Below are 26,407 nucleotides of genomic sequence, written 5' to 3'. Positions count from 1 at the left end.
TTAATCCCTTTGCAACCCCGCAGAACAAGGGCGATTATTTTATAGTAAACCGTTCTCTTTTAATAACCGGTTAATGGTGGCAAGTACTTCCTGCGGGGTTTGATGCCGGCTCATTTCCCTGATGGATGTTGCACCAGCGGATTTGGATAGTTTTTCTCCTGTATGACCGGTAATAACAGGATGATGATAAAAAATGGTATTTACAAAAGTGTTGTACTGCAATAACTCCGCAAGATACAATTGCATGGCGGTAGAATGTAAAAGGTCCTGTCCGCGTACAATATGTGTAACACCAAAAAAAATATCATCGCATAAGGATACCAGTTGGTAAGCTGGTATGCCGTCTTTTCTTCTTACTACAAAACTACCGGCTGTCTTATACAGGTCAATGGTTACCGCACCCTGTAATGCATCAGTAAAATGAATAGTGGTACCCGTTTGCACTTTTATTCTTAAGGCCATATCTTTCTCTGCCAGGGTAGCTGCAGCACCATTACAGTTACAACGGCCATGCTGTTGTTCCAGGGTTTTACGGGAGCAACTGCAGGCATATACCAATCCTGTTGTGATCAGTTGCTGTAATGCCTTTTCATATAACGGAATGCGTTTTTGCTGTGTGTATTTTGTCTTCAGCTCTTCCGCATTAGCGGGGCCGCTATCCGGGTGCAGCTGTAAAAACTGCAGCGTATCAAAAATATCCTGTACATAAGCAGGCCTTGTCCGTTCGCTGTCCATATCATCAATACGCAGCAATAAACCAGCCTTGGCATCCTTAGCCAGTTTTGCGGTGTATACAAAGGACATGGCATTGCCAATATGTAAATATCCGCTGGGGGTGGGTGCTATTCTGAATAAGGGTGTCAATGTATATTTTCTTGTTTATTATATGGGGCTGTCAGCTGTATAACAACTTTCAGCTTCCGTTCCGGCTGTTACGGGGTACCGTGCTCCGTTTTACTGCGCACCGGCTTACTGCGTGCGCCGCCCTGCACATCCGGCAGCCCTTGTACAACTGTACTGCTGTTCAGTATAGTGCACAGCACTATCGTATCCTTCTTTTATCCGGCATTAAATATAGATTTTTCTGTTTGTATATTTGGATATGGAATACAGAAACCTGGGTAACAGTCATATCAAAGTATCAGCCATTGGTTTTGGTTGTATGTCGTTAGGCACTGATGCACAAAATGCCACTCACCTATTACAAAAAGCCTATGACAAGGGCATTACTATTTTTGATACGGCCGATCTGTATGATCACGGGCAAAATGAAGTAATTGTAGGCAAGGCTTTGCAACATATCCGTAAAAATATTGTGCTGTGTACCAAGGTGGGTAATGTATGGAATGCGGATAAAAGCGGCTGGCAGTGGAATCCCACCAAAGCACATATCATCAGAGCAGTGGAGCAAAGTTTGCAGCGTTTACAAACTGATTATATTGACCTGTACCAGTTACATGGCGGTACCATTGATGATGATACGGATGATACCATTGCCGCTTTTGAACAATTACAGCAACAGGGTAAAATAAGGGCCTATGGCATATCCTCCATCAGGCCTAATGTGATCAGGAGATACCTGGACACATCACGTATCAGCACGGTCATGATGCAATACAGCTTACTGGACCGCAGGCCGGAAGAATCCTGCCTGCCTTTATTGGCAGCCAATCATAAAGGATTACTGGTGCGGGGCGCTATTGCGCAGGGGTTACTGGCCGGCAAACCGGCAAAGCCTTACCTATCCTACTCCGGAGAAAAAATAGCGGGGTTTATTGAGGCATTGAAAAAGATAGATGCCAATGGTAAAACCAGCATGCAACTGGCTGTACAATATGTTTTACAACATCCGGCCACGGGCAGTGTAATAGCGGGTATCAGAACTGTTGAACAGTTGGAGCAGTTTACGGCAATAACCGAATTGCCTCCTTTATCCGAAATGGAGTATCAACAACTGCAACAATTAATAGAACCGTTAATTTACCAGGAACATCGTTAAGCTGGAGTGCCGGCATGTAACAAGGCATATATTTCCAGGCTGATGAACTTACCGTCCTTTATTTCGCAATCCCGCATGCAGCCTTCATAGGTAAAGCCCAGTTTACGCATCACTGCTTTACAATTAATGTTCTCCGTTTCTACCTGGGCTTCTATCCGGTGCAGGCCCAGTTGTTCAAAAGCATAACGGCAAATAAAAGGTATTACTTCGGGCATAATGCCCTGGCCCCAGTAACCGGGTAATAACCAAAGTCCCAGTTCCGCTTTTTTATGTTGTGCGTGCAAACTGCTCAGGCCTGCAGCCCCGCAAAATAAATTATCGCCCGGTGAAACAATGGCCCACCAGATACCGGTGCCGGTACGCTCCAGTTGGGCATACCAGTCCATCTGGGCCCGGGTAGCTGCTAAACTGGTATAACTGATGCCATAATACCTGATCACATCGGGGTGCGACAAGCCTTTGAAAATATTTTCAATATCGGTGGCCACTATCCGGCGTAAGAGGAAACGGCTGGTGGTCATTTCGGGAAATTGCTCATCTATCATGGAACGGATCATTGACTAAGGCCAACAAATGACTAACTGTTTTCTTTATATATTTCCCTGGCGGTTAACCCGGCCTGTAATTGTTTGTGTACATACCTTTCCTGCTCGGTCATTCTCCTGGCTTCTTTTAAAGCGGAGCATAATTTGTTTTTTTGTGGTTCTTCAAAAACAAAAACAGAGTCGCGTTGAAGGTAAAAAAGTTTCATACCCCTGCATTTATCTGCTTTCTGGTACTCATAAAAAAAATCCGGCAGGCCCCTGTCCGTACAGACACAATTCAGGTGTCTGCCCAGTTCACAATCCTTATACAGTTTTTGTGCATAGGCAATCCTTTTATCGCCAAAGGCTTTCTTATCGCCTGTTACCAGGTGGTAGGTATTTTCCGACTTTTCGTTGGTATATCCATGCATAAAGGCTTTGCAGGATACCAATTGTATTACGATACCTAACAGCAATAAAAATTTAAACGGTTGCATGGTTCAGTATTTAGGTGATCAATGGTATTGTAAAATAACTGAATTATTGCAAAATAAAAAGCTGCTTATGATAATGCCTGTTTGGTTAAGATAAGCTTCTTTTTTACAGTGATGAATGGTAAGTGCCCCTGTATGATCAGCCGGATTCAGTCAATATGAATGGCTTTCCGGACACATTCATTCGGATGGTTTTTGGCTATTTGCGTAATTCTTGCATCATAATCAGTTCTCGGATCTGCTTTCATTTTAGTGCTTATGGATAAATAAAAGTTTTTACCGTTGCTGCAAGTTTGCAGATCGGGGACTCAGCAGATAAAGAGTATTCTTTATCAATAGCTATCAGTAAATCATTGATCATTAGTGCAGTGAAATAAAAAAACCGGTGCCTGGCACCGGTTTTATATGGTAAAATTTTCCTGAGGTCAATCTCGTCTGAACAGGTTAATAATAATTAGCAGTATGATAGCGCCGAGCGCTGACAGTAAGATGGAGCCGATAATGCCGCCGCCAAAAGTAATGCCTACTTTAGGGGCCAGCCAGCCACCAAAGAAACCGCCTACAATACCAACTACTATATTACCCAGTAAACCAAAGCCACTGCCTTTGAACAGTAAACCTGCCAGCCAGCCGGCAATGGCGCCAATTGCTAAAAAGATGAGAACGCTTGTAAGATCCATATATAAATTGTTTTAATGGTGAAACAATACGAACAGAACTTATCTCTTCTCTGGTATAGCAACTAACCTGCCAGTTTTTAATGCAGCTTAAAGGTTTCCAGGAATTTGGTATTAAAATCACCTTTCCTGAAACGTTCGTCCTGCATTAACTGTAAGTGAAAAGGAATAGTTGTTTTTACGCCCTCAATTACATATTCACTCAAGGCACGGTACATGGTATCAATAGCTTCGTCACGGGTACGGGCTACAGTGATCAGTTTACCGATCATGGAATCGTAATAAGGAGGGATAACGTATCCCGCATATACGTGACTATCAACCCTAACACCATGTCCGCCCGGCTGGTGCAGGGTGGTTATTTTACCTGGTGAAGGACGGAAGTCATTATAGGGATCCTCTGCATTAATACGGCATTCAATGGAATGCATCTGCGGGAAATGGTCTAAACCTGATACTTTTTCACCCATGGCAATTTTGATCTGCTCTTTGATCAGGTCAAAATTGATCACTTCTTCCGTAACACAGTGTTCTACCTGTATACGGGTATTCATTTCCATGAAGTAAAAATTACGGTGTTTATCCACCAGAAACTCAATGGTACCCACGCTTTCGTAACCAATGGCTCCGGCAGCTTTTTTAGCCGCTTCACCCATCTGGTGACGTAGCTCTTCGGTCATAAAAGGAGAAGGTGCTTCCTCCACCAGCTTCTGGTGACGTCGTTGTATAGAGCAATCCCTTTCACTTAAATGGCAGATGGTACCGTACTGGTCGCCTGCTACCTGTATTTCTATATGGCGTGGTTCTTCTACAAACTTTTCCATATAAATACCGTCGTTCTTAAACGCAGCAGCGGCTTCGGCTTTAGCGGTATCGTAGGCTTTCTCCATCTCACTCTCTTCCCATACAATACGCATACCCTTACCACCACCACCGGCAGTAGCTTTTAATATAACGGGGTAACCCATATCACGGGCCAGTCCTTTTGCCTCGTCAATACTTTGCAGTAAACCTTCACCACCAGGTACAACCGGTACACCGGCTTTGATCATGGTTTCTTTGGCGGTGATCTTATCCCCCATTTTGTTGATCATCTCGGCAGTTGGCCCGATGAACTTAATACCATGGTCTTTACAAATATTGGCAAACTTGGCATTTTCGGCCAGGAAACCGTAACCGGGGTGTATGGCATCGGCATTGGTAATTTCGGCCGCCGCCATAATATGCGGTATGTTTAAATAAGAGTCGCTGCTTTGAGGCTTACCGATACAAACGGCTTCATCGGCAAACTTAACGTGTAAACTATCCCTGTCGGCAGTAGAATACACCGCCACCGTTTTAATCCCCATCTCACGACAGGTTCTTATTACACGGAGGGCTATTTCGCCACGGTTGGCAATTAGTATTTTTTTGAACATGAATTTAATTTGAAAATTAGATGATTTGAAAATTAGACAATTGAATTGTTCTAACATGCATCATGACTCTTAAACCCATTAGCACATTAGCTCATTTCCAAATTTTCAAATTAAGCTGGTTCTACTAAAAATAAAGGCTGGTCGTACTCTACAGGGGTAGCGTCGTCAACCAATATTTTTACAATTTTACCGCTTACTTCGCTCTCAATTTCGTTGAACAGTTTCATGGCTTCAATGATACATACCACTTTACCCGGGGTTACTTCGGTTCCAGGCTCTACAAAACTTGGTTTGTCAGGGCCTGCTTTGCGGTAAAATGTACCGATCATCGGGCTTTTAATGGTAATCAGGTTGCCGGCCGGTGCTTCAGGTTTGGCAGCGGCAGGAGCTGCAGGCGCACTGGCTGGTGCGGCCGCAGGGGCTGCGGCGGGAGCCGCTTGTGGCGCAGCATACGTTACAGGAGCAGCACTTACAACCTGTGTTATCTGATCTTCTTTTTGCTTAATCGTTACTTTAAAGTCTTTTTGCTCAATGGTTACTTCACCAATGTTCGACTTGTTGATCATTTTGATCAGTTCCTGGATCTGTTTAAAGTCCATGTGTTTCAATTTAACAGGTATTATTAGTTAAAAATTTAGAAGGCCCGGACAGTGTTGTCCAGCCAAAAGCAAATCAACGCTTTTTTTGCGAAATTGCCCCAAAAAAGGTTAAAAACAATAAAAAATGGCCCAAAATCATACAATTTCAGGCCATTTTTTTATAAAATTAAAAGATTACTCTTTCACTCTTTCTACGTATTCACCGGTTTTGGTGTTTACGCGGATCAGTTCCCCTTCGTTTACAAACAAAGGAACGCCGATAGTCGCGCCGGTTTCAACAGTAGCCGGTTTTAAGGTGCGGGTTGCGGTATCGCCACGCAGACCAGGTTCGGTATAAGTAACCTGTAAAACAATTTTATCAGGCAGTTCTACGCTCATAGGCTGTTCAGTTTCGGTGTTAATTAAAACACCCACTTCCTGGCCGTCTTTTAAAAACTGGGGAGCGTCCACCATATTTTCATTTAAAGCTATCTGCTCAAATGTTTCATTATCCATAAAATTGTAACCGGTATCATCCTTATACAGGAACTGGAAAGCCCTTTTCTCTACACGTACCGGGTAAATGGTATCACCTGAGTTCCAGGTTTTTTCAATAGAGCGGTTATTATCCACGCCCTTTAATTTTGCCCAAACTTTCGCAGCAGCACGGGCAGTTTTGTTTTCGCCAAACTCTACTACCGAGTATAAACTGCCGTCCAGTTTAATGATCATGCCACGGCTTATGTCTGAAGTATTTGCCATAAAAACTCTTTTTTTAAGGCGGCAAAGATAGGGAAACCATTTTTTACCCCGCAGAAAGCCAATTGTGTTTTTTTAGATTTTTTATTGACAGCCCTGCTACCTGCTTTTACCTTTAATTAACAGCGTTGATTCCTACAACAGTTTCCTGATATCTTCTGCTAATTGCCTGTCACTGGGCCTTTTGGCATCCTTATCCACTACCTTCCCCTCTTTATTTATCAAGAGATAGCGGGGAATACTGGATAAATTGTATTGTTTAATAAGGGCCGCTGTTTCGGGGTTGGCCAGGATATAACTGTTGTTATTGTCGTGGATATATTTAGCTGAAGCCGCTTTCCAGGCCGAAAAAGCCTTATCCAGCGAAACGGAAATAATGACAAAAGGCTGGCCTTCCATGTCTTTACCAAGCTGCTCACAAAACTTCATTTCGGCTATACAGGGGCTGCACCAGCTTGCCCAAAAGTCAATATACACTACTTTACCTTTATGTTTATCCAGCAGGTTTTTAAAACTTAAGGACTCCCCTGTTTTTTCACTGACCAGTTTATCCTTCAGTGTTTTGGTTGACATTAAAAATTCTTTATCCCTGGCGGCATTGGATTTTAATGCAGCTAAAAAATCCAGTTTAGTTTTATCCATACATACTGTGCTGTATTTTGCCAGGCAAGTATCAAAGGATTTTTTTTCATACTCATATATTCTTAGTAAAGTGGCAAACAGTAATTTATCGCGTGTTATTCCTTTTCCCTGTACCAGGCAGTAATTAAAAAACGGAAGATCGGATGGCATCGTTCGGCCTGGCCCTTTTTTTTCTTCCGGTAATGCCACCCCTTTTATATAGGTGGTCATATACGGCAGGTACCCGTTATAAACTAATAAGGAGTCTTCAAATAAAGGGATCGTAAGACTATCGGCCGGCACTGTTTTCCTTTGTGAACGATAAAAATTGATGGTCAATGCTGACTCCTTAAACGGCCTGTCATTAAGAGTTGCGGTAAAAAAGCTGTCCGAAACAAGCTGTTTTTGATGCAGGCTATCCATTACACGGTAATAAGCTGCCAGTCCTTCCCTGTGTGAGGTCACCGAGGCAAAATCAACCGACCACCCCCTTTGTTTCTCCGATAATATTTTAAAATACTCCATATTATCTTCATGTAAACTGCGGGCCTTGTTTTTTACCACAAACAAAGGCATGTTTGCCTCGCCCATACTTATCTGCACCGTATCACCGGGGATGAAGCGGTAAACAAAGCTCCATCCTGTCATAAACTTTCCATTTGTTATTTGTATGGGCGCATGAACCGAAATACGTACGGGTTCTGTTGCTGTTATTTCTGTTTTCAGTGTTTTATGGGCTGTCCCTAAACGATACAACTGTGTTTCCACCTGGGTTTCACTTGTCCACACGTTTAGCCAAAGGCTTTCAACTTTTTTGTCGCTGGTAAGCAGCACTAATTTTTGCTGGGCAAAAACCGGTGTGATCGAGAAGATAAGTAAAAAGATAAAACCCGCTTTTATGATATGGGTGGGAGTACAGTGAGTTTGGTTTGATTGTAGCATAGGTTTATAAATTGAGCAAGGTTTATAATCAACAGGAGCTCCCCTGGTTGGTTACAGAGAAGCTCCTGCTTATTAAAGTTATAACTTATTAAGATCCGGTAACCCCTTATTCTTTCGATTTTATCTTCTCGACCTTTACCTCCTGGAGTGTTAGTTTTTCCCTGGTTTCAACCTTATTAACAGGTTTTATGTCTAGCACTTTTACCTCTTCCACTACTGTTTTCTGAGGCATAATTTTAACTTCCTGCAGGGCGGGCTTTATATCCACTATGGTTCCCTCCTTCACTATTGGTTTTACGTTTACAATTTTTACCTCTTCCAGGTTTGTTTTTATATCGGTTAAAGTCACTGCCTCCGTTTTAACGGGGCTTAAACTTATATTTTGTGTAACCGGGGTTGGAGGGGCCGGCGGTGGCGTTGGAGCCGACAGGTTAAGCTTTTTAGGTGTTGCCGGTGGTGCTGGCGGAGTAGCCGGAGCAATAAGTGTTACTTTACCCGGTGTGGCTGGTGTAGGCGGTACTGGTGGCGGTGGCGCCTGTACCGGCAATTCGCCATATTTATCTTTAAAACGTTTCAGGTCGCTTTCGCTGTCCAGGTTATACTTTTCGGTAGTACCATTTTGCAAAGTCAGCCTAAGTTCATTGGCATGCTCATTTATATTACTGATCTCTTTACCGTTTTCTGTATGTTTGGCTTTATTGCTGCTGTGCAACCAGTTGATATTACGTACCTCAGGGTGGCGTTTAATAAAACTGTCATGTGCTTCTCTTCCATTCTGAATCCAGGTAAGGGTATCATGATATTGGTTCGTAGCTTTTTTCTTTTCCAGTTTTTTTGAGCCTGGTACGGTATCGGTTAAAGCGGTGGCATATTGTTTAAAAGAAGGATTATCGTTGATCATGATCACACCCTCCCCGGCCCTGTTGCCCCATATTCTTTTACTGTTTTCTTTAGAAAATACGTAAACCTGTTTTACATGTACTTTATCTGCCAGCTGCTCTTTGTATTCCCTGGCGGTATACATTTTATCATTATAAATCACCAGGCCTTTTGGTTTATCCATGCTGATGCTGATAGTATCGGCAGTTACATACATGTCATCGTTGGGTTTATTGCCCGACCAGCCCATCATGCCTCCTTTGGATTCTATTTTTATATCACCATGGGTCAGGGGATCAGCTTTTTCCTTTATGTCGGACTGGTCTGCGTAACTTTTACTCCTGGAAATGGCTTGTTCCAGGCTACCATCCCACTCCATGGCAATAGAGGATGATAATACTTTATATGCAGGACCGTTGTGTGCTGCTTTTACCAATACCAGGAAACTTTTACCATCATCGGCACTGCGGCTGTAAGAAAAGTGCACAGAGCTGGTATTGCCGTCCAGGCTCAGTTTGTGATCAATTACCTTGTCAGTAGCTTTAAAACTAAAGAAACCGTTTTGGTCGGTAACGGCGGCTGTTCCGCTGTTCAGCTCCTGTACTTTTACATTTGCCATCGGTTTTCCTGATTCACCGTCAATGACCATACCACCGTACATAAAAGTACTGTTTCCGGGTTCGGACATTTTACTGCGGAAGGCCAGCAGTACACTTGCCATCAGGGGCAGCAAAAAGAGAAATTTTAATACATGAATTTTTGATGTCTTGAGTTTGTTCATCATGGCTATACGTTTTTTAAGTGATGAAAAATTAAAAGGGGTTGCTATACTAAATTTTTGATTGCCTATTACTTTTAATAACAGGTATTGATATTCTTTTTTGTTTATACCGTTGCCCAATACGGTATCATCGGCAATATATTCCAGGTTTTGCCGCACAGCCTTGCGTATAAGCCAGGCAAAGGGATTATACCAGTTGAGAAAACAAATGATCTCGCTGCAGATAATATCAATGGTATGTTTTTGTTTTACATGCACAAATTCGTGCTGGATGATCTTTTCCAGTTCCTGTGGCGCATGCAGGCTGCTGTTGATATAAATATTTTTACCAAAGGAAAAAGGAATAATGGGTGCGTTAACCTGGTAAACATGTATATCGCCCGAAGGAATAAAGCTGGCCTTGCGTTTTATTTTACGAAAAGATAATACCTGTATGGTTAAACGGCCTGTCAGCACCAGTATGCCGGCAATAAACACGAGAACTGCGTAATCCCATACGCCCCAGGATGCCTGTGCAGCGAGGGCTTCACTGGTATGGCCCGGCGGCAGCGGTGTGGCCGATAATTGCTGTAGCGTTGGAAAATGCTGCAGCCAGGTAAAGGTTGCCGGTGTATTGTTGGTTACAAATGGTGTAATATCAATGGCTGCAATAAAGAAGCTGAGTATGGAATACCCCAGCAGGTACCAGCGGTTATAGGTATAAAAGGTTAAACGCCTCAGTACAAAATAATAAAACAGGTACAGTATGGTTAAACTGATACTTAATTTAAGCAGGTATTGAAAAACCAGGGGCATAGTTATTAATTAAATGAATGAGTGTAGTTGGTACAACGGACAATTACTTTTCATCACCTTTTTCGATCATATTGATGATCTCCTTCAGCTCCTTTGCGGATAATTTTTTCTGTTCCACAAAAAAGTTAACCAGCTCTTTATAGGAATTATCAAAATAGTCCTGTACTACATGCCCCATGAATTTCTTTTTGTACTCGGCTTCCTTCATAGCGGGTTTATACATATAAGCATTACCCAATGGCCTGCTGGTGAGATAACCTTTTTTCTCCAGGTTTTTAACGGTGGATGCTACCGTGGTATAAGGTGGCGGATCGGGCATGTTTTCCATAAACAACTTAATAAGTCCCTCGCCTGTTTTCCAGATGGCGAGCATTACTTCCTCTTCCTGTAAGGTTAAACGAACCATGACTACGAATTTTTCGTAAAGTTTACGAAAAATTCGTAAATAGCAAAATAAATTATTTGTTTTTGAAAATATTAACGTTTTAAAAACAGGTACCTGTTAATGGTTATATGGCTGAAAGGCTGCACCGCTTAGGCGTAAATACCGGCGGCCTTAAAGCCGCCGGATTGCAGCCGGGCGGTGGACCACAGCTGATAGCAGTACCTAAGCCCGGAGCCCCTGTTATTTAAAAAACATTGATCAATGCTTTTGTATGCCTGGTTTACCTGTTGTATACATGCAACTATTTAAAGCATTATTTCGTTACTTTGTTTGTATGAAGCAATTAAGTATTTTATTAGGTTTATTGGTTATAACAGTTAGTAATGTAGTTGCGCAAAATGGTAACGCCAAACAATCGCCTTATCAGCAGTTTCCCGATAATCCGCCGCTGAATATATTACTGGTGGATAGTGTCACCACTTTTACCAAGGATAAGTTTAAAAAGAACAAGCCTGTTTTTTTAATCTTGTTCAGTCCCGATTGTGATCATTGTAAACATGAAACTGAAGATATCATCCGAAATATAGATAAGCTGAAGGACGTACATATTGTGATGGCTACTTCACAGCCGTTTGAGAAAATGAAGGAGTTCTATAAACATTACCAGCTGGAGAAATATAAAAATATTACGGTTGGCAGGGACAGGCAGTATATGCTGATCTCTTATTTTGATATCAGCAGTTTACCCATGATCGCTATTTACGATAAAAAACATAAGTTAATTAAACGCCACGAAGGCACGATGACCGTGGCGGATATGCTGACTTATATAAAGTAATTGCTGTTTATTTTTTACTGCTTTTTTTAACAGCCGGCGCTTTTTTACGGGCATATACCCCGTTAAAGGAACAACGCAGGTCACGTTTGGAGCCGCAACCTTCCACTTCGGTAAGGGTTACCGAATTACCCGAGAATTTAAATTCCAGCACACAGGGATCGCCCCCTACCCGGTACTCGGCCAGGTTAGCCGATTTTAAAGTGGCCTCGCCTTTTAATTCGCCTGTGCATTCGCCATTGTCTTTGTCAATATGGATGAAGAAAGTAAGTTTATTCTCACGCCTGCCATCGCGAATGGATACCAGGTTGTTTTTACCGGTACCATAATCCGCGGTATACTTTTGTTTGCGGCTAAAGGTATCAATGGGGTTAATTAAATCAGGGGCTTTATTATCCAGGGGTTGGGTCATTACCAGCGCAAAACTGGCGGTCGCTTCATCAAAGGCATAAGCGGTCTGGCCCTGGCTCACCGATTCATCTGCATTCTTCCGCGTAATGCCTTTGAATATGGATTTGGCATTGCGGTCAAAACTTACCTGCTGTTCGGTATTGGACTGTGCATCTAAAACCAGCAGGGGCATGCCGGCAAGGAATTTATTCTTTTTATCAAATATCAGCAGGAAGCTGGCTTTCTTTTTAGGGTCAATGGCATTGGCAATTAAATACTGTGCTTTATCCTCGTTATACATTTTTGCGTAGGGATAAAACCTGGGCTTTGCCCCTTTACCAAAAGTACCGGCGAAAATACTGTCCGGTACAAACTGGGTAACTATTTTATTGGTAATGCGTAGCGAATCGTATTGCTTTTGTGTTAATACCGAATCGGCATAACGAAAGGGAGTTGCCGTTTCGGGAAAAGCTGCCAGGAATTCCTCTACCGTAGCCGTTTCTGCTTTACTCAGGTCTACTGTTTTTGTTTCTTCCTTACAGGAGGTAAACAGGCAGCAAGTATATACCAGCAGAAAAAATACCAACGGCTTACAATTCATAGATAATTATTTATGCCGACAAAGTAAACATTTTTTAGCGGCATTGCAACTGCATTTTGCAACCTGCAATTCTTTATTTAGATTTGTCTAAAAATATTATTCCGGGATGCCAAATTTTTCAATCAGCGAAGAGAACCATATCAAGGCCATTTATCACCTGCAACATGGCGATCAGCCGGTAAGTACCAATCAACTGGCGGCGGAATTAAATACCAAGCCGGCTTCTATTACCGATATGATGAAGAAGCTGAAGGCCAAAAAGATCATTCATTACGAAGCATATAAAGGGTTTAAGCTTACACCCGAGGGTCGCAAGACCGCTTTAATGATCATTCGCCGGCACCGGTTGTGGGAGTATTTTTTGTCAGAAAAACTACAGTTCAGCTGGGATGAGGTACATGAAGTGGCCGAGGAACTGGAGCATGTAAGCAATGAAAAACTGATCAACCGCCTGGATGAGTTCCTGGATTTTCCCCGTTTTGATCCGCATGGCGATCCTATTCCCGATGCTTCCGGTAAAATTGAGATCAGCCGGCAGATCGCTTTAAATGAACTGGCTTTGAATAAAGCGGCCGTTGTGTGTCATGTAAAAGACCAGTCGGCCGATATGCTGGAACTGCTGGACCATAAAGCCATTGCCCTGGGTACACGCCTGGAAGTAAAAAAGAAATTTGATTTTGACGGCTCCCTCGAATTAAAAATAGGCAAGCAGCCCCTTATCCATATCAGCCGCCAGCTGGCAGAGAATATTTACGTGAAAATATAACCACCATGATGCAAAGTATTGAGCAGTTCTTTATTGAAATAGGCCCTGTATATGCGGCACTCATTGCCACCACTTTTACCTGGCTGGTAACGGCTGCTGGCGCATCGCTGGTTTTTTTCTTTAAAACATTAAGCCGTGGTGTACTCGATCCCATGCTGGGTTTTACCGGTGGTGTGATGGTGGCGGCCAGTTTCTGGTCATTATTGAACCCGGCCATCGAAATGTCCGAAAAAATGTATCCCGGTTATAGCTGGGTGCCGGCAGCCGTAGGCTTTTTATTAGGCGCCCTGTTCATTTATTTCCTGGACCGTGTTACACCACACCTGCACCTCAACTTTGGTATCAGTGAAACCGAGGGCGTAAAAACCAAACTGCATAAAACCACTTTATTAATACTGGCCATTACCTTACACAATATACCGGAAGGACTTGCCGTGGGGGTATTGTTTGGTGCTGCTGCCACCGGTATGGACGGTGCATCGGTAAGCGCGGCCATTGCCCTCGCTATCGGTATCGGCATTCAAAACTTCCCCGAGGGTATTGCGGTAGCTATGCCTTTGCGCAGGCACGGGGTAAGCCGTAAACGGAGTTTCTGGTACGGCCAGTTATCGGCTATTGTAGAGCCTGTTGCCGGTGTGGTAGGTGCTATAGCCGTTATTTATATGCAGCCTATCCTGCCCTTTGCGCTGGCTTTTGCCGCGGGTGCTATGATATTTGTGGTGGTGGAAGAAGTGATCCCCGAAACCCAGCGGGATAAATATACCGACCGTTCCGTTTTAGGGTTTATCGGCGGCTTCCTTATTATGATGATACTGGACGTATCACTGGGATAAAGGGCCTTTTGGTTGTTCAAATTTTATACAGGGGCTTTCACCTGTGGTATAGGTATCGGCCCATATGCGGCTGTACGCTTGTAGTGGCTGCCCTCACACAGCCCTCAAAGCCAGCTACCGCTTCCATCCGCCAGCCTTTCAGCAGAAGTACAACTATCAGCAATGAACAGACTATTACATATACATCAGTGAATTCCATGAGCCGATTAGCCAACCTAATCGGCTCATTTTTTGCCATTTTTTGAGCCGAATAAATTTTTAATCGGCTCATATAACACTATTAAAAATGAATCAGTGGTTCATTAAAACGATGTAACAATATCGCCTTTATAATACAATGGGATATAATTCCGCCACCTGTCAATATAGTTTTTTGTAAGCATCACTTTCCAGTTTTTACTAAACAGGTATTTTGACGGTGAGTCTCTGTTATATGTTTTACGGTAGGTTAATAATTTTTTTCTGGCTGTATTTATCTTAGTCCATAACCGGAAAACCTCCATCGTATCAGCTGAATAGGCAACGGCAATAGCATATAGTTCAACCGACCATTCCAGGGAAAGGTTTTTATTAAAATAATCGGCAGCTTCTTCAATGGTTTTACTCAGTAAAACATTGGCAGATTTTGTCAGCGGGATTCTTTCCTGCAACTGATAAGCCAGTTGGTTAGCAATTATCATATTATGACCTGTTGGAATGTTCAGTACTTTATCGGTTTGCAGGTTGAATTGCTGTTGTTTTAATTTTATGGCGGCTTCCAATACATTTATATGAAACCATTCGCTTTTATCATGTGCATCCGGCCGGATTGAAACTGATTTTTTCAGGTAGGACAAAGCAGTTTCCAATTGCCCGTCTAACTCCAGCGCTACGGCTAAATTGGCATTTATTTCGTATTCGTCAGGATAGCTCAACAATAATTTTTTCAGCATCGGGATGGTCTCTTTAAAGCGTCCCAGCTTTATTAATGATGCACAGTAATTGGAAATATACTTAAACTGTTCTTCATTATCCCAACCGGTTGGATGCCGCTCTACCCGCTGTACCGTTATACTATCTAAACGATAAGAAACCCGTATAGCCGTGGGATGATCAAAGCTATAAGTATGGCTATGGCCGTTACCATCTATTACATAATGATTAATGCAGGCATAACCTGTTGGTATATACATTATAAATAGCAGTATAAACATGTATAGTTTGTGTATCATAAGCCAATAGTTTAATGCGGTAATATTGTTTAAGATAGGCAATGTTTTATACATTCCCAATGGGGCAAAACATTTTAGTTATTATATAACAGTAATATTTTACCTGCGATAAAAAAAGAGATGAGGCAACCCTCATCTCTTCATCTAAATACTCTTATCTAAAATCTATATACTGCTCTTACTGCACATTCTCAATCACCATAGCGCTGGCTCCTCCTCCACCATTACAAATGCCGGCTGCACCATACCGTGCGTTATTGGCTTTCAGTACATTGATCAGGGTAACTACGATCCTGGCGCCGCTGCAACCCAAAGGATGACCCAGGGAAACGGCCCCGCCGTGTACATTCACTTTTTCAGGATCCAGCTGCATTCTCCTGGAGTTTTCAATACCTACCACAGAAAAAGCTTCGTTCAATTCCCAGTAGTTGATATCACTCATCTGCAAACCGGCCTTTTTAACCGCCTTGGGTACGGCTAATGCCGGTGCAGTGGTAAACCATTCCGGCGCCTGTTCGGCATCAGCGTAGGATAATATTTTGGCAATGGGTTTTAAACCTAATGCTTCTGCTTTCTCTTTACTCATCAATACCAGGGCTGCCGCACCATCATTTAAGGTAGAGGCATTAGCTGCGGTAACGGTACCGCCTTTTTCAAAGGCGGCAGGTAATGTACTTATCTTATCAAACTTTACATTGTAAGGCTCTTCGTCTTTGGCAAATACTACCGGGTCGCCTTTACGCTGTGGTATAGATACCGGTATCACTTCATTATCAAACAACCCTTTTTCCCAGGCCGCCTGCGAACGTTTATAGCTGTTAATGGCAAAATTATCCTGTTCTTCACGGGTAATACCACATTCCCTGGCACATAATTCACCGGCAAAGCCCATGGCTTTACCATCATATACATCGGTTAAACCATCTTTTACCAGGCCGTCAATAAAAGTGGCATTACCATATTTATTGCCCCAGCGCATGCTGTCGGCATAAAAGGGAATATTGCTCATGCTTTCCATACCGCCGGCTATTACAATATCGGCATCGCCCAGTAAAATGGATTGAGCAGCCTGTGCAATCGCCTTCATACCGCTGGCACATACTTTATTTACCGTGGTACAGTTCACCTCATCGGGCAGACCGGCAAATTTAGCTGCCTGCCTGGCCGGGGCCTGTCCTAAATTAGCCTGTATCACACAGCCCATCAATACATCATTTACCAAAGCCGCATCCACACCGGCTTTCTCCAGGGCACCCTTGATAGCCGCAGCGCCCAGTTGTGTGGCCGTTAATGACTTTAATGAACCGCCAAAACTGCCTATGGGCGTACGGACAGCAGCAATAATATACACTTCTTTCATATAGCTTCTTGATTATAGAAGTGCAAAGATAACGATTGTTAGTTATAACTCTAATGCGGTAGAACGTACACCGGCAAATACCGGCCAGCTGCCGGCTTTAATCTCATCTTTTAACAATTTATTGCTGTTGTTACTGGCTTCCGGCGATTGGGTAAGCAGGATGGTCAGCAATAATAAAGTCAGCCTGATGAAAACAGTTTTTTTCATTGTAACAGTTCGTTTGGTTTAGCGGAAAAGAACGATACCATTACATCGTAAACGGGTGATAAATGTCATCACCAGGGTTTAACTAACAAAGACCAACATAAAATACAACACGTACAATTAATAAATAATTGAGGAAGGAATATATAAAATAGCGTAAGATGTTATAATTTCAACCATTGCCCATCAATATGAAAAAACACCTCATGATCTGTTTAAACCGGAAATCATTATTAAAGTATTGTGTTCTGCACCTCGCGTTACTTATTTTCTCCCTGCATGTTATTGGCCAGCAATTTATCTATGTCTCCCTCAATGGCAGCGATAAGAACAAAGGTTCTTTACAGCAACCGTTTAAAACCCTCGACCGGGCCGTAAAAGAAGCTGCATCAAAAAAAGGTGCTGATATCATTATCGAAATGCGTGGGGGGACTTATTACCTTGACCGGACGATCAGGCTGGAAGCCGGTAGCTTTTCAGCTGCATCGCTGCATATCCGTGCATATAAAAAGGAAATGGTGACAGTCAGCGCAGGTCAGTCTCTGGCACTGCAATGGAAGCCCTGGAAAAACGGGATCTATGTAGCTAATGTACCAAAGGGAATAAATTTTGAAAGTTTATATATCAACCGGCAACTGCAACCCCTGGCCCGTTATCCCAACTATGATTCATCAGCCAGGGTATTTAACGGCACGGCTGCTGATGCCATTGCTCCCGAAAAAGTAAAAGGATGGAGCAACCCGGTTGGCGGTTATGTACATGCGATCCATGCCTATGAGTGGGGCGGCTTTCATTATCTTATTAAAGGCGCAGATGCATCCGGTAAATTAACACTGGAGGGCGGATGGCAGAATAACCGCCCCAATACCATGCATAAAGAATTCAGGTTTGTAGAAAATATATTTGAAGAGCTGGATGCACCCGGCGAATGGTGGCTGGACAAACAGAAATCAATGTTATACTATTACCCTCCCAAAGGCATTGATATTCATAAAATGCTGGTAGAAGTATCAAGGCATAAGAACAGTATTGAGTTAACAGGCAGTGCGGATCTTCCTTTAAAGCGTATTAAAATATCCGGTGTACGGTTCGCACATAATGAACGCAGTTTCATGGATACCCGTGAACCGCTGTTACGCAGCGACTGGACCATATACCGGGGCGGTGCTGTACTGCTGGATGGTACGGAGAACTGTACGATACAGGATTGTATTTTTGAAGGTATAGGTGGCAATGCCATCTTCTTCAGTAATTATAATCGTTTGGACACAGTGAGTGGTTGTCATGTGTATAATATAGGAGCAAATGCCGTTTGTTTCATTGGCGATACCAAAGCCGTAAGGTCAGGAGTACATGGATACGAAAACTTTGTACCTTATAACCAGCTGGATAAAACACCAGGACCAGCCGGTAACAATTTCCCGCAGGAATGTGTGGTGGATAATAATTTGCTGCACAATGTAGGTATTATGGAAAAACAGGCTACCGGCGTACAGATCCAGGTAGCTTCCGGCATAACCGTGAGCCATAACAGTATTTATAATACTTCCAGGGCCGGTATTAATATTGGCGATGGCAGTTTTGGCGGACATATACTGGAATATAATGATGTTTTTAATACGGTTAGAGAAACCGGGGATCATGGGTCTTTTAATTCCTGGGGACGTGATCGTTTCTGGGCTCCCGGCAGAAAGTATATGGATAGCCTTGCTGCTGCTCATCCGGAATTAATACTATTGGATGCGCAAAAACAAACGATCATCCGGAATAACCGGTTCCGCTGCGATCATGGCTGGGATATTGACCTGGATGACGGCTCATCCAATTACTATATTTATAATAACCTTTGTTTAAACGGCGGCATAAAATTGCGGGAAGGTTTTTACCGCATTGTTGAAAACAATATCATGGTCAACAATACTTTTCATCCGCATGTATGGTTCAATAACAGCGGCGACCGGTTTAAGCGAAACATTGTGATGAAGAAATATGCGCCGATACAGATCAAAGACTGGGGCGACAGTATCGATTATAATTTCTTTCCTGATGCCGCGTCGCTTCAAAACGCGCAGGCCAATGGAACAGATCAGCATAGTTTGTACGGTACTGTGAAATTTGCCGATCCTGCAAAAGGCGATTATACGGTACTGCCGGGCAGTGATGTATTTAAAACGGGCTTTAAAAACTTTGATATGAAAACTTTCGGAGTTCAAAAACCGGCTCTCAAAAAACTGGCGCAGCAACCTTCCTTCCCTGTTCTGCTTACTGATGCAGGACTTTCAGATAAATCAGCCCAGGTAGCTTTTTTAGGCGGTATGATAAAATCTGTTGACGGCCTGGGTGATCGTTCGGCGTATGGCCTGCCAGATGAAAAAGGAGTAATTGTAATGAGTACAGGTCAAAAGAACAGCCTGTTAGAGAAATCCGGCTTACAGGCAAGGGACGTAATTCGTTTGGTAGAAGGTAAACCCGTTGAGGATATAAAACAATTGCTGGACAATTATCAATCACTGAACTGGACAGGGCATATCACGCTTCGCATTATCCGTAATCAGCAGGAGATGCAACTGACCCTCTTAACGAAATAAGTACCATTCATGTTATAAACCAGAGACCGTTTCAATTAAGAAACGGTCTCTTTGTTTTTAGCGTTTTATTTTTGATATGGTAGCTCCCTGCGAACGACTGGGTTTATCCATATCTTTAATCGCAAAATGAATAGCTTCTTCTACCAGGGCTTTTACTTTTGCATTGTTGTAGTCAGTTGTTTTTTTTATATCAATATGCCGTATCAGGTTACCGGTTCCCGTAAGCAATTGATGTGGATCTTTTAAAAGCGTTCCTTTATTAAATCCTAAATTAAGATGGTTGGTGTAAATTGGTATCATGCAAAATGCATCGGCTAATTTATCGGAAATGGAGAATACTGCCGTTAATGCATGTGTATGATACACTAACTCATTGCAGTCAGGATATAGCCCAATGATATAAGTTCTTAAACCGGTGAAGAGATCAATAAGCGGCTGCTCTTTCAAATGCAGCAATTCCAGAAAATCAGGATGTATGGCTCTTGCTTTTTTCATTGGCTAAGGTTTATCTTTTATGAAATGTCTGGCTAAAAAGTCAAATACCTTATCAAAATGCCGGGTAGGTTCGGTATGTGAACCTTCATAAATTACATGTTCGTAGGGATAAATAAAACGGCTGGCTTTTAAACGTGCTGTCATTTTGTTTCCCATACTTACTGCCGGTATTATTTCATCGTTGGTAGCCGAAAGTAAAAGAATAGCACCAGTGATCTTCTCCACCTGGATAAGGGCGTTTTGTTCCGCAATGGAGTCTTTTAACATAGCAGTAAAGGTTCCATGCAGGTCTCCTTTCATCAAAAAAGGAACTGCTTCTTCATTTACCGGGATAAAGGGTAATTCTTTACCGCCATAAGTCCAGCAGGAAGTAGTAAACTCCTGGGTATGACCCGGGAAAACTGCGTGGCTGGACGACATACCCACTACACAGGAAATATCTTTATAATAACTGCCCAATAATAAAGCCAGGTCGGCTCCTCTTGAACCACCGATCACCGCGATCTTTTCCGGGTTTATCTGTTTATGTTTTTTGGCTTCGGTTATAGCGTTATATACATCATCAACAGCGATCTTATTCAGTAAGGCAGGTGTTCCTTTGCAGCCGAAATAACCAATGGCAAGGAAAGCATATCCTTTTGCCAGGAAAGAATCTCTTGTGTTTTTCCAGTAACTACCGGCCCAGGCGTTCCCGCCTTCTGAACCACCCAACCCTACAACCAACGGCTGTTGTTTATTTTTACCCGTATACAAGATGGCTTCCACGTTCTTTACCTGTAAAGTATCCTGCGAAAATGCGGTTACTGATAACAGGAGGCATAAGCATAACAAGGACAACCAGCACATTTTTAATAAGCGCATATTTTTTATTTAAAATTGCTCATTATGAACGACTAAAGTTTTGACCTGGATCAAAAACTCATCTTTCGGCTCTAAGGCGGCTTAGTGTTTCCTGTGCTATTCCCAGGTAGGAAGCTACCATACCCAACGGTATGCGGTGGTGAATATCATGGTAGGTTTGTAAAAAATGATCGTATTTTTCTTTAGCTGTTGTAAAACGTAATGAAGCGATACGCTCCATTAAATGTCCGAAAACAGTACCCATGGATAAGCGGGAATAACGTTCCATCTCGGGAAAATGGTCAAACAGGTAAACCAGATCATTCACCTTCAGACAGAATGCTTCCGTGTTTTCAATGGCATCGATATAGTAAATATCTTTTTGCCTGGTGATAAAGCTTTTTGGGGAGTTAGACCATTCATTTTCGGCCGGGAAGTATTCACTGATCTCTTTCCCGTCTTTTAAAAAGTAAGCCCTGAAAAGCCCCTTTTTAATGAAATAAGACCTGGTGCATACCCTGTCCGCATCATGTACCAGTTCTCCCTTTTTAAATTCAACATAACTTATCCTTTCGGCTAAAGCCTGCTTAAGCTCCTCACTTAATTTAATGTATTGCTCAAAGTGCCGGAATAATATATCCTGGTGTTCGATAATCGTTGTATTTATATGGCTTGTTAAGAATTGTCAGGCTCAGGTTTAATTGAGTAATTAAAGTTAGGCTTTTTATCTGCACTGGTGATGCTGTTCGTTTTCAATATCAAAATAAAAAACCCTTCCGCAAGGCGAAAGGGTTTATAAAATTATCAGTTCAAATAGTATTAAGCAAATTGCTTGCGGATAATATTCAGGGCCGCACCTTCTTTAAACCAGCTGATCTGCTGATCATTATAAGTATGGTTCACCAGGATAGTTTCGCTGGTTCCGTTGCTGTGATGTAATACGATTTCTAATGGTTTGCCTGCTTCAAAACTGGTTAAACCATTGATATCAATCGTGTCATCTTCCTGGATCTTATCATAATCTTCCTTGTTAGCAAAGGTCAAAGCCAGCATACCCTGTTTTTTCAGGTTGGTTTCGTGTATACGGGCAAATGATTTTACCAGTACGGCACGTACACCTAAGTGACGAGGCTCCATAGCTGCGTGTTCACGGCTACTACCTTCACCATAGTTCTCATCACCTACTACAATGGAGCCAATACCTGCTGCTTTATAAGCACGTTGGGTAGCTGGTACCGGGCCATATTCACCGGTTAACTGGTTTTTAATTTTATCGGTTTTTTCGTTGTAGAAGTTAACCGCACCAATTAACATGTTGTTGGAAATATTATCCAGGTGACCACGAAACTTCAACCATGGACCAGCCATAGAAATATGGTCAGTGGTACACTTGCCTTTTGCTTTGATCAGTAATTTCAACCCTTTCAGGTCGGTACCTTCCCAGGCCGGGAATGGTTCCAGTAACTGCAACCTGTTTGAATCAGGACTAACTGCCACGGTTACGCTGCTGCCGTCTTCTGCAGGCGCCTGGTAACCCGGATCATCCACATCAAAACCTTTTGGAGGTAATTCATAACCTGTAGGAGCGTCTAACTTAACCTGTTCGCCATCTTCGTTGGTCAGGGTATCGGTCAAAGGATTAAATCCTAAGTCACCGGCAATGGCCAAAGCGGTTACTATTTCGGGTGAACCAACAAATGCATAGGTATTAGGGTTACCATCAGCACGTTTGGCAAAGTTGCGGTTGAAAGAGTGAACGATGGTGTTCTTTTCCTGCTTATCAGCACCTACCCTGTCCCACATACCAATACAGGGACCGCAGGCGTTGGCAAATACCTTGGCACCGATCTGGTCAAAGGTTTTCAGGAAGCCATCTTTTTCAATAGTATAACGAACCAGCTCTGAACCCGGGGTAATGGTAAATTCAGCCTTGGTCTTCAATTTTTTAGCAGCTACCTGTTTGGCCAGGCTTTCGGCACGGCTGATATCTTCATATGAAGAGTTGGTACAGCTACCGATCAGACCTACTTCCACTTTTAAAGGCCAGCCGTTTTTAACAGCTTCCTCTTTCATTTTTGAAATAGGTGTAGCCAGATCGGGTGTGAAAGGACCATTCAGGTGTGGTTCCAGCTCAGACAGGTTAATTTCAATAACCTGGTCAAAGTATTTTTCAGGCTCAGCGTATACTTCGGCATCACCGGTCAGGTGCTCTTTTACCAGGTCTGCAGCAGCAGCAATATCGGCACGGTTAGTGGCCGTTAAATAGCGGCTCATGCTTTCGTCGTAACCAAAGGTAGAAGTGGTAGCACCAATTTCAGCACCCATGTTACAGATAGTGCCTTTACCGGTACAGCTCATGCTGGTGGCACCTTCGCCAAAATATTCAACAATAGCACCGGTACCGCCTTTTACAGTTAAAATACCGGCAACTTTTAAAATAACGTCTTTAGGAGCAGTCCAGCCGCTTAATTTACCGGTTAGTTTTACACCGATCAGTTTAGGGAATTTCAATTCCCAGGGCAAGCCTGCCATTACATCACAGGCATCTGCACCACCTACACCAATCGCTACCATGCCTAAGCCACCTGCATTTACGGTATGGCTATCTGTTCCGATCATCATACCACCGGGGAAAGCGTAGTTTTCCAACACTACCTGGTGAATGATACCGGCACCCGGCTTCCAGAAACCGATGCCATATTTATTGGATACAGAGGCTAAAAAGTCATATACTTCCTTGCTTTCCTGTACGGCGCGGTTAAGGTCAACCGTACTGTTTTCCTTCGCCTGTATCAGGTGATCACAGTGTACAGTACTGGGAACGGCTACCTTAGCCCTGCCCGCCTGCATAAACTGTAATAAAGCCATCTGGGCTGTTGCATCCTGCATGGCCACACGATCCGGCGCAAAATCCACATAACTCTTACCACGCTCAAAAATAGTAGTCGCTTTACCATCCCATAAGTGGGAATACAGTATCTTCTCAGTAAGCGTAAGGGGTCTACCAAGTAATTTACGGGCAGCAGCTACCCGTTCGGGAAGTTGGGAATAGTGTTTCTGGATCAAGTCGAAATCGAATGCCATAATGTGGATTTGAAAAACGTTTAATTTGTCGGAGGACAAATAGCTAATACATTGATAATAACAAAGCTAGGTATGAAATTGTTCATGCAAAAAGCCAATGTACAACCGGTATCTTAACAAGGCTGCGAAGTTACAAAAACATAATGTAAATTACAGTTACTTGACAATTTTGTTATAAATATTTAGCTTTGGCTTATGAACCAGTTTAAAAACTTTGTCGAATGGAATGCTTTTGGTGTATGTACCGCCATTGGCAACCGTATGGGCGTTTCAACCGGCCGTATCAGGCAGTTTTTTATTTATACTTCCCTGGTAACCATGGGATCGCCTATTATCCTGTACATGATCCTGGCCTTCTGGCGTAATATGCGCAACTACATTAAATCTACGAAACGTAATCCCTGGTACAACCTGTAATGAAGTCAGATCTGAGAAGTATGGTCTTAGATCTTAGATCACACTTCTCAGATCACAGATCTTAAATCCCCTTTCCTGTCTTCTTCAACCATATATACCCCACCACACCTGCGGTTACCGAAGTAACCAGTATGGCAAACTTGGCTGTGTTTTGCAGTTGTACCTGTTCGGGGAAGGATAATAGTGCTATAAAGATGGACATGGTAAAGCCGATCCCGCCTACGATGCCGACTCCCGTAATATGTTTCCAGCCTGCCGCTTCGGGTAAACGGGCAATGCCTGCCTTTACGGCTATCCAGGAGCTGAGTAATATGCCAATGGGCTTGCCAATGAACAGGCCGGCCATAATACCCAGGCTAAGCGAAGAGCCCAGTTCTGTAAACATGCCGCTTTCGATGGTGATATTGGTATTGGCCAGTGCAAACAAAGGCATAATTACAAAGTTGACCGGCTTTAATAAAGCATGTTCCAGTTTTTCCAGGGGCGAAGGATCATTGCCGGCATTGGTAGGTAAGGTAAAAGCAACCGCCACACCGGCAATAGTGGCATGTATGCCGGAATGATGAAAGAAATACCAGATAAATAAACCCGGCACCAGGTAAAAGGCAAGGTGTTTAACGCCTGTCCTGTTAAATACAACCAATAATGCCAATAGTCCTCCGGCATAAACCAGGTTCATTAAATGAAGTTCGGCCGTATAAAAAACAGCTATTACCAATATGGCTATCAGGTCGTCCACAATAGCCAGGGCGGCCAGGAATATTTTTAAGGATGCCGGCACCCGTTTACCCAGTAAAGCAATAATGGCCAAGGCAAAAGCTATATCGGTGGCCATGGGTATGCCCCATCCTGCTGCTGATACGGTATTACTATTGAAGGCAATAAAAATTAAAGCCGGGATAATGGCGCCGCCGAATGCGGCAATAATGGGCAGGCTGGCCTTTTTTATATTGGATAACTCGCCTTCTACCAGTTCTCTTTTTATCTCCAGGCCTACCAGTAAAAAGAATATGGCCATTAACCCGTCGTTGATCCATAATAACAAAGGATACTCCAGGTGCAGCCAGTTGTTCTGGTAACCCAGCGGATGATCCAGGATATGCTGAAACCCTTCCGCCAGCCCGGTGTTGGCGATCAGTAAGGAAATGATCACGGCAGTAATTAACAATATACCGCTTGCAGAGCCTGATCGGAAGAACTGTTTAAATACCTGTACGTTAATAAAGCTGGCCATGCGGTAAAGATACAACCTATGTTTAAAAGCGTTACTTGGCTAAACATTAACAGGTAAGCCTTCCAGTTTTTGCATTTCTTTATCACAATTTTTTATGGAGTTTACGTTGTAGGGAAAATTATACTCAGTTATGAAGAAAATAATGTCAGCCCTCACGGTAATGGCCACCTGTATATTTACCTCGCAGGCAATGGCACAGGAGGAACTGCCCGCCCCGCCTCCCAAAGAAGCAAAACCGTATAAGGCGGCTGTTGGTATACGTTTAAGCAGCAGCCCGGCGGTAGTTAATAATTCAATTTCATTCCGGTATTTTTTTAAGGAGAACCAGGCTATTGAAGCCCTGGTATCATTGGGCGACCCCATAGCTTTTGGCGCCCTGTACCAGGTGCATAATCCATTGGCAGTAGAAGGACTGAACTGGTTTTATGGTGGTGGCGCTTACCTGGGTTTTGAAAAATATTATCATACTACTAAAAACAAAGATGTTACCGAGCCCAATGTAGGCGCACAGGGTGTGGTAGGGCTTGATTATAAGTTTACGGGCATACCGCTGAATATATCGCTGGATTGGAAGCCGGAGCTGAACCTGGTGCGTGAAGTGTTTTTTGAGCCGGCGGCTATCGGTGTATCGGCAAGGTTTACTTTTTAAATAATTTGGACTGGCTGAAAATAAAAAAGACCTCTCTGTGGAGGTCTT

The 26,407-nt window shown here is 43.0% G+C and carries 26 protein-coding genes; 7 read left to right on the top strand and 19 right to left on the bottom strand.

Annotated elements, in window-relative coordinates; all coding sequences use genetic code 11:
* Nucleotides 1–39 precede the first annotated feature (39 nt).
* Complete coding sequence (locus ACFS6H_RS15730; RefSeq protein WP_386100973.1) at nucleotides 40–864, bottom strand: glutamate--tRNA ligase family protein; 825 nt, start codon at nucleotides 862–864, stop codon at nucleotides 40–42.
* A gap of 238 nt (nucleotides 865–1,102) precedes the next feature.
* Here ACFS6H_RS15730 and ACFS6H_RS15725 point away from each other — a divergent pair, with 238 nt between their 5' ends.
* The gene (locus tag ACFS6H_RS15725; RefSeq protein WP_386100970.1) at nucleotides 1,103–1,999 is read left to right on the top strand and encodes an aldo/keto reductase; all 897 of its coding nucleotides are present in this window, start codon (nucleotides 1,103–1,105) and stop codon (nucleotides 1,997–1,999) included.
* On the opposite strand, the gene ACFS6H_RS15720 is transcribed toward ACFS6H_RS15725, so the two are convergent.
* The 9 genes from ACFS6H_RS15720 to ACFS6H_RS15680 form a co-directional block, all read right to left on the bottom strand.
* Nucleotides 1,996–2,544 (bottom strand): GNAT family N-acetyltransferase, encoded by a 549-nt coding sequence (locus ACFS6H_RS15720; RefSeq protein ID WP_386100967.1) that lies wholly within the window; start codon nucleotides 2,542–2,544, stop codon nucleotides 1,996–1,998. The two genes, ACFS6H_RS15725 and ACFS6H_RS15720, sit on opposite strands and share 4 nt — an antisense overlap.
* 32 nt (nucleotides 2,545–2,576) lie before the next feature.
* Nucleotides 2,577–3,020, bottom strand: a complete 444-nt coding sequence (locus tag ACFS6H_RS15715) for a hypothetical protein (protein WP_386100964.1) — start codon at nucleotides 3,018–3,020, stop codon at nucleotides 2,577–2,579.
* A 422-nt stretch (nucleotides 3,021–3,442) separates the two neighbouring features.
* Nucleotides 3,443–3,697, bottom strand: coding sequence for a GlsB/YeaQ/YmgE family stress response membrane protein (locus tag ACFS6H_RS15710; RefSeq protein ID WP_386100961.1), 255 nt, complete (start codon nucleotides 3,695–3,697; stop codon nucleotides 3,443–3,445).
* Between the two features lie 77 nt (nucleotides 3,698–3,774).
* Nucleotides 3,775–5,112, bottom strand: a complete 1,338-nt coding sequence (gene accC, locus ACFS6H_RS15705; RefSeq protein WP_386100958.1) for an acetyl-CoA carboxylase biotin carboxylase subunit — start codon at nucleotides 5,110–5,112, stop codon at nucleotides 3,775–3,777.
* Between the two features lie 110 nt (nucleotides 5,113–5,222).
* Nucleotides 5,223–5,711 (bottom strand): acetyl-CoA carboxylase biotin carboxyl carrier protein, encoded by a 489-nt coding sequence (accB, locus tag ACFS6H_RS15700; protein WP_386100955.1) that lies wholly within the window; start codon nucleotides 5,709–5,711, stop codon nucleotides 5,223–5,225.
* Nucleotides 5,712–5,885: 174 nt separating this feature from the next.
* Nucleotides 5,886–6,452 (bottom strand): elongation factor P, encoded by a 567-nt coding sequence (efp, locus tag ACFS6H_RS15695; protein ID WP_386100952.1) that lies wholly within the window; start codon nucleotides 6,450–6,452, stop codon nucleotides 5,886–5,888.
* A 132-nt stretch (nucleotides 6,453–6,584) separates the two neighbouring features.
* Nucleotides 6,585–8,012 carry a TlpA family protein disulfide reductase gene (locus ACFS6H_RS15690; protein ID WP_386100949.1) on the bottom strand — a complete coding sequence of 476 codons (1,428 nt, stop codon included), beginning with the start codon at nucleotides 8,010–8,012 and terminating at the stop codon, nucleotides 6,585–6,587.
* A gap of 106 nt (nucleotides 8,013–8,118) precedes the next feature.
* On the bottom strand, nucleotides 8,119–10,467 hold the full coding sequence (locus tag ACFS6H_RS15685; protein ID WP_386100946.1) for a M56 family metallopeptidase: 2,349 nt from the start codon (nucleotides 10,465–10,467) through the stop codon (nucleotides 8,119–8,121).
* A gap of 43 nt (nucleotides 10,468–10,510) precedes the next feature.
* A complete protein-coding gene (locus ACFS6H_RS15680) occupies nucleotides 10,511–10,873 on the bottom strand; it encodes a BlaI/MecI/CopY family transcriptional regulator (RefSeq protein WP_386100943.1) in 363 nt (120 codons plus the stop codon).
* A 313-nt stretch (nucleotides 10,874–11,186) separates the two neighbouring features.
* Between ACFS6H_RS15680 and ACFS6H_RS15675 the strand changes: the two genes are divergently transcribed.
* Nucleotides 11,187–11,690, top strand: coding sequence for a TlpA family protein disulfide reductase (locus tag ACFS6H_RS15675; protein ID WP_386100940.1), 504 nt, complete (start codon nucleotides 11,187–11,189; stop codon nucleotides 11,688–11,690).
* Nucleotides 11,691–11,697: 7 nt separating this feature from the next.
* Here ACFS6H_RS15675 and ACFS6H_RS15670 read toward each other — a convergent pair whose 3' ends face one another.
* Nucleotides 11,698–12,678, bottom strand: a complete 981-nt coding sequence (locus ACFS6H_RS15670; protein ID WP_386100937.1) for a hypothetical protein — start codon at nucleotides 12,676–12,678, stop codon at nucleotides 11,698–11,700.
* Between the two features lie 106 nt (nucleotides 12,679–12,784).
* On the opposite strand from ACFS6H_RS15670, the gene ACFS6H_RS15665 reads away from it, so the two are divergent.
* Together ACFS6H_RS15665 and ACFS6H_RS15660 are read left to right on the top strand one after the other, a co-directional pair.
* Nucleotides 12,785–13,444 (top strand): metal-dependent transcriptional regulator, encoded by a 660-nt coding sequence (locus ACFS6H_RS15665; protein ID WP_386100934.1) that lies wholly within the window; start codon nucleotides 12,785–12,787, stop codon nucleotides 13,442–13,444.
* Between the two features lie 5 nt (nucleotides 13,445–13,449).
* Complete coding sequence (locus ACFS6H_RS15660; RefSeq protein ID WP_386100931.1) at nucleotides 13,450–14,277, top strand: ZIP family metal transporter; 828 nt, start codon at nucleotides 13,450–13,452, stop codon at nucleotides 14,275–14,277.
* A 302-nt stretch (nucleotides 14,278–14,579) separates the two neighbouring features.
* Here the strand turns inward: ACFS6H_RS15660 and ACFS6H_RS15655 are convergent, their stop codons facing one another.
* The 3 genes from ACFS6H_RS15655 to ACFS6H_RS15645 all read right to left on the bottom strand — a co-directional run bounded on the left by ACFS6H_RS15655 (nucleotide 14,580) and on the right by ACFS6H_RS15645 (nucleotide 17,055).
* On the bottom strand, nucleotides 14,580–15,449 hold the full coding sequence (locus tag ACFS6H_RS15655) for a tetratricopeptide repeat protein (protein WP_386100928.1): 870 nt from the start codon (nucleotides 15,447–15,449) through the stop codon (nucleotides 14,580–14,582).
* Between the two features lie 217 nt (nucleotides 15,450–15,666).
* Complete coding sequence (locus ACFS6H_RS15650) at nucleotides 15,667–16,848, bottom strand: acetyl-CoA C-acyltransferase (RefSeq protein WP_386100925.1); 1,182 nt, start codon at nucleotides 16,846–16,848, stop codon at nucleotides 15,667–15,669.
* Nucleotides 16,849–16,890: 42 nt separating this feature from the next.
* On the bottom strand, nucleotides 16,891–17,055 hold the full coding sequence (locus ACFS6H_RS15645; protein WP_386100922.1) for a hypothetical protein: 165 nt from the start codon (nucleotides 17,053–17,055) through the stop codon (nucleotides 16,891–16,893).
* A gap of 188 nt (nucleotides 17,056–17,243) precedes the next feature.
* Between ACFS6H_RS15645 and ACFS6H_RS15640 the strand changes: the two genes are divergently transcribed.
* The gene (locus ACFS6H_RS15640; RefSeq protein WP_386100919.1) at nucleotides 17,244–19,640 is read left to right on the top strand and encodes a right-handed parallel beta-helix repeat-containing protein; all 2,397 of its coding nucleotides are present in this window, start codon (nucleotides 17,244–17,246) and stop codon (nucleotides 19,638–19,640) included.
* Nucleotides 19,641–19,697: 57 nt separating this feature from the next.
* Here the strand turns inward: ACFS6H_RS15640 and ACFS6H_RS15635 are convergent, their stop codons facing one another.
* The 4 genes from ACFS6H_RS15635 to ACFS6H_RS15620 form a co-directional block, all read right to left on the bottom strand.
* Entirely contained in the window at nucleotides 19,698–20,135 is a 438-nt protein-coding gene (locus ACFS6H_RS15635; protein WP_386100916.1) for a DUF1801 domain-containing protein, read from the bottom strand.
* 3 nt (nucleotides 20,136–20,138) lie between these two features.
* Entirely contained in the window at nucleotides 20,139–20,996 is an 858-nt protein-coding gene (locus tag ACFS6H_RS15630) for an acyl-CoA thioester hydrolase/BAAT C-terminal domain-containing protein (protein ID WP_386100913.1), read from the bottom strand.
* A gap of 58 nt (nucleotides 20,997–21,054) precedes the next feature.
* The gene (locus ACFS6H_RS15625) at nucleotides 21,055–21,303 is read right to left on the bottom strand and encodes a hypothetical protein (RefSeq protein ID WP_386100910.1); all 249 of its coding nucleotides are present in this window, start codon (nucleotides 21,301–21,303) and stop codon (nucleotides 21,055–21,057) included.
* 491 nt (nucleotides 21,304–21,794) lie between these two features.
* Nucleotides 21,795–24,059, bottom strand: a complete 2,265-nt coding sequence (locus ACFS6H_RS15620) for an aconitate hydratase (RefSeq protein WP_386100907.1) — start codon at nucleotides 24,057–24,059, stop codon at nucleotides 21,795–21,797.
* A 195-nt stretch (nucleotides 24,060–24,254) separates the two neighbouring features.
* Between ACFS6H_RS15620 and ACFS6H_RS15615 the strand changes: the two genes are divergently transcribed.
* Nucleotides 24,255–24,476, top strand: coding sequence for a PspC family transcriptional regulator (locus ACFS6H_RS15615; RefSeq protein ID WP_386100904.1), 222 nt, complete (start codon nucleotides 24,255–24,257; stop codon nucleotides 24,474–24,476).
* A gap of 61 nt (nucleotides 24,477–24,537) precedes the next feature.
* On the opposite strand, the gene nhaA is transcribed toward ACFS6H_RS15615, so the two are convergent.
* The gene (gene nhaA, locus ACFS6H_RS15610) at nucleotides 24,538–25,710 is read right to left on the bottom strand and encodes a Na+/H+ antiporter NhaA (RefSeq protein WP_386100901.1); all 1,173 of its coding nucleotides are present in this window, start codon (nucleotides 25,708–25,710) and stop codon (nucleotides 24,538–24,540) included.
* 130 nt (nucleotides 25,711–25,840) lie between these two features.
* Here nhaA and ACFS6H_RS15605 point away from each other — a divergent pair, with 130 nt between their 5' ends.
* Nucleotides 25,841–26,359, top strand: coding sequence for a hypothetical protein (locus ACFS6H_RS15605; RefSeq protein ID WP_386100898.1), 519 nt, complete (start codon nucleotides 25,841–25,843; stop codon nucleotides 26,357–26,359).
* Nucleotides 26,360–26,407 lie beyond the last annotated feature (48 nt).

The sequence above is a fragment of the Terrimonas rubra genome (genome assembly GCF_042686025.1).
Taxonomy (GTDB): domain Bacteria; phylum Bacteroidota; class Bacteroidia; order Chitinophagales; family Chitinophagaceae; genus Terrimonas; species Terrimonas rubra.
Note: the sequence above shows the minus strand (reverse complement) of the source record. Positions and strands in the feature narration are given on the sequence as shown.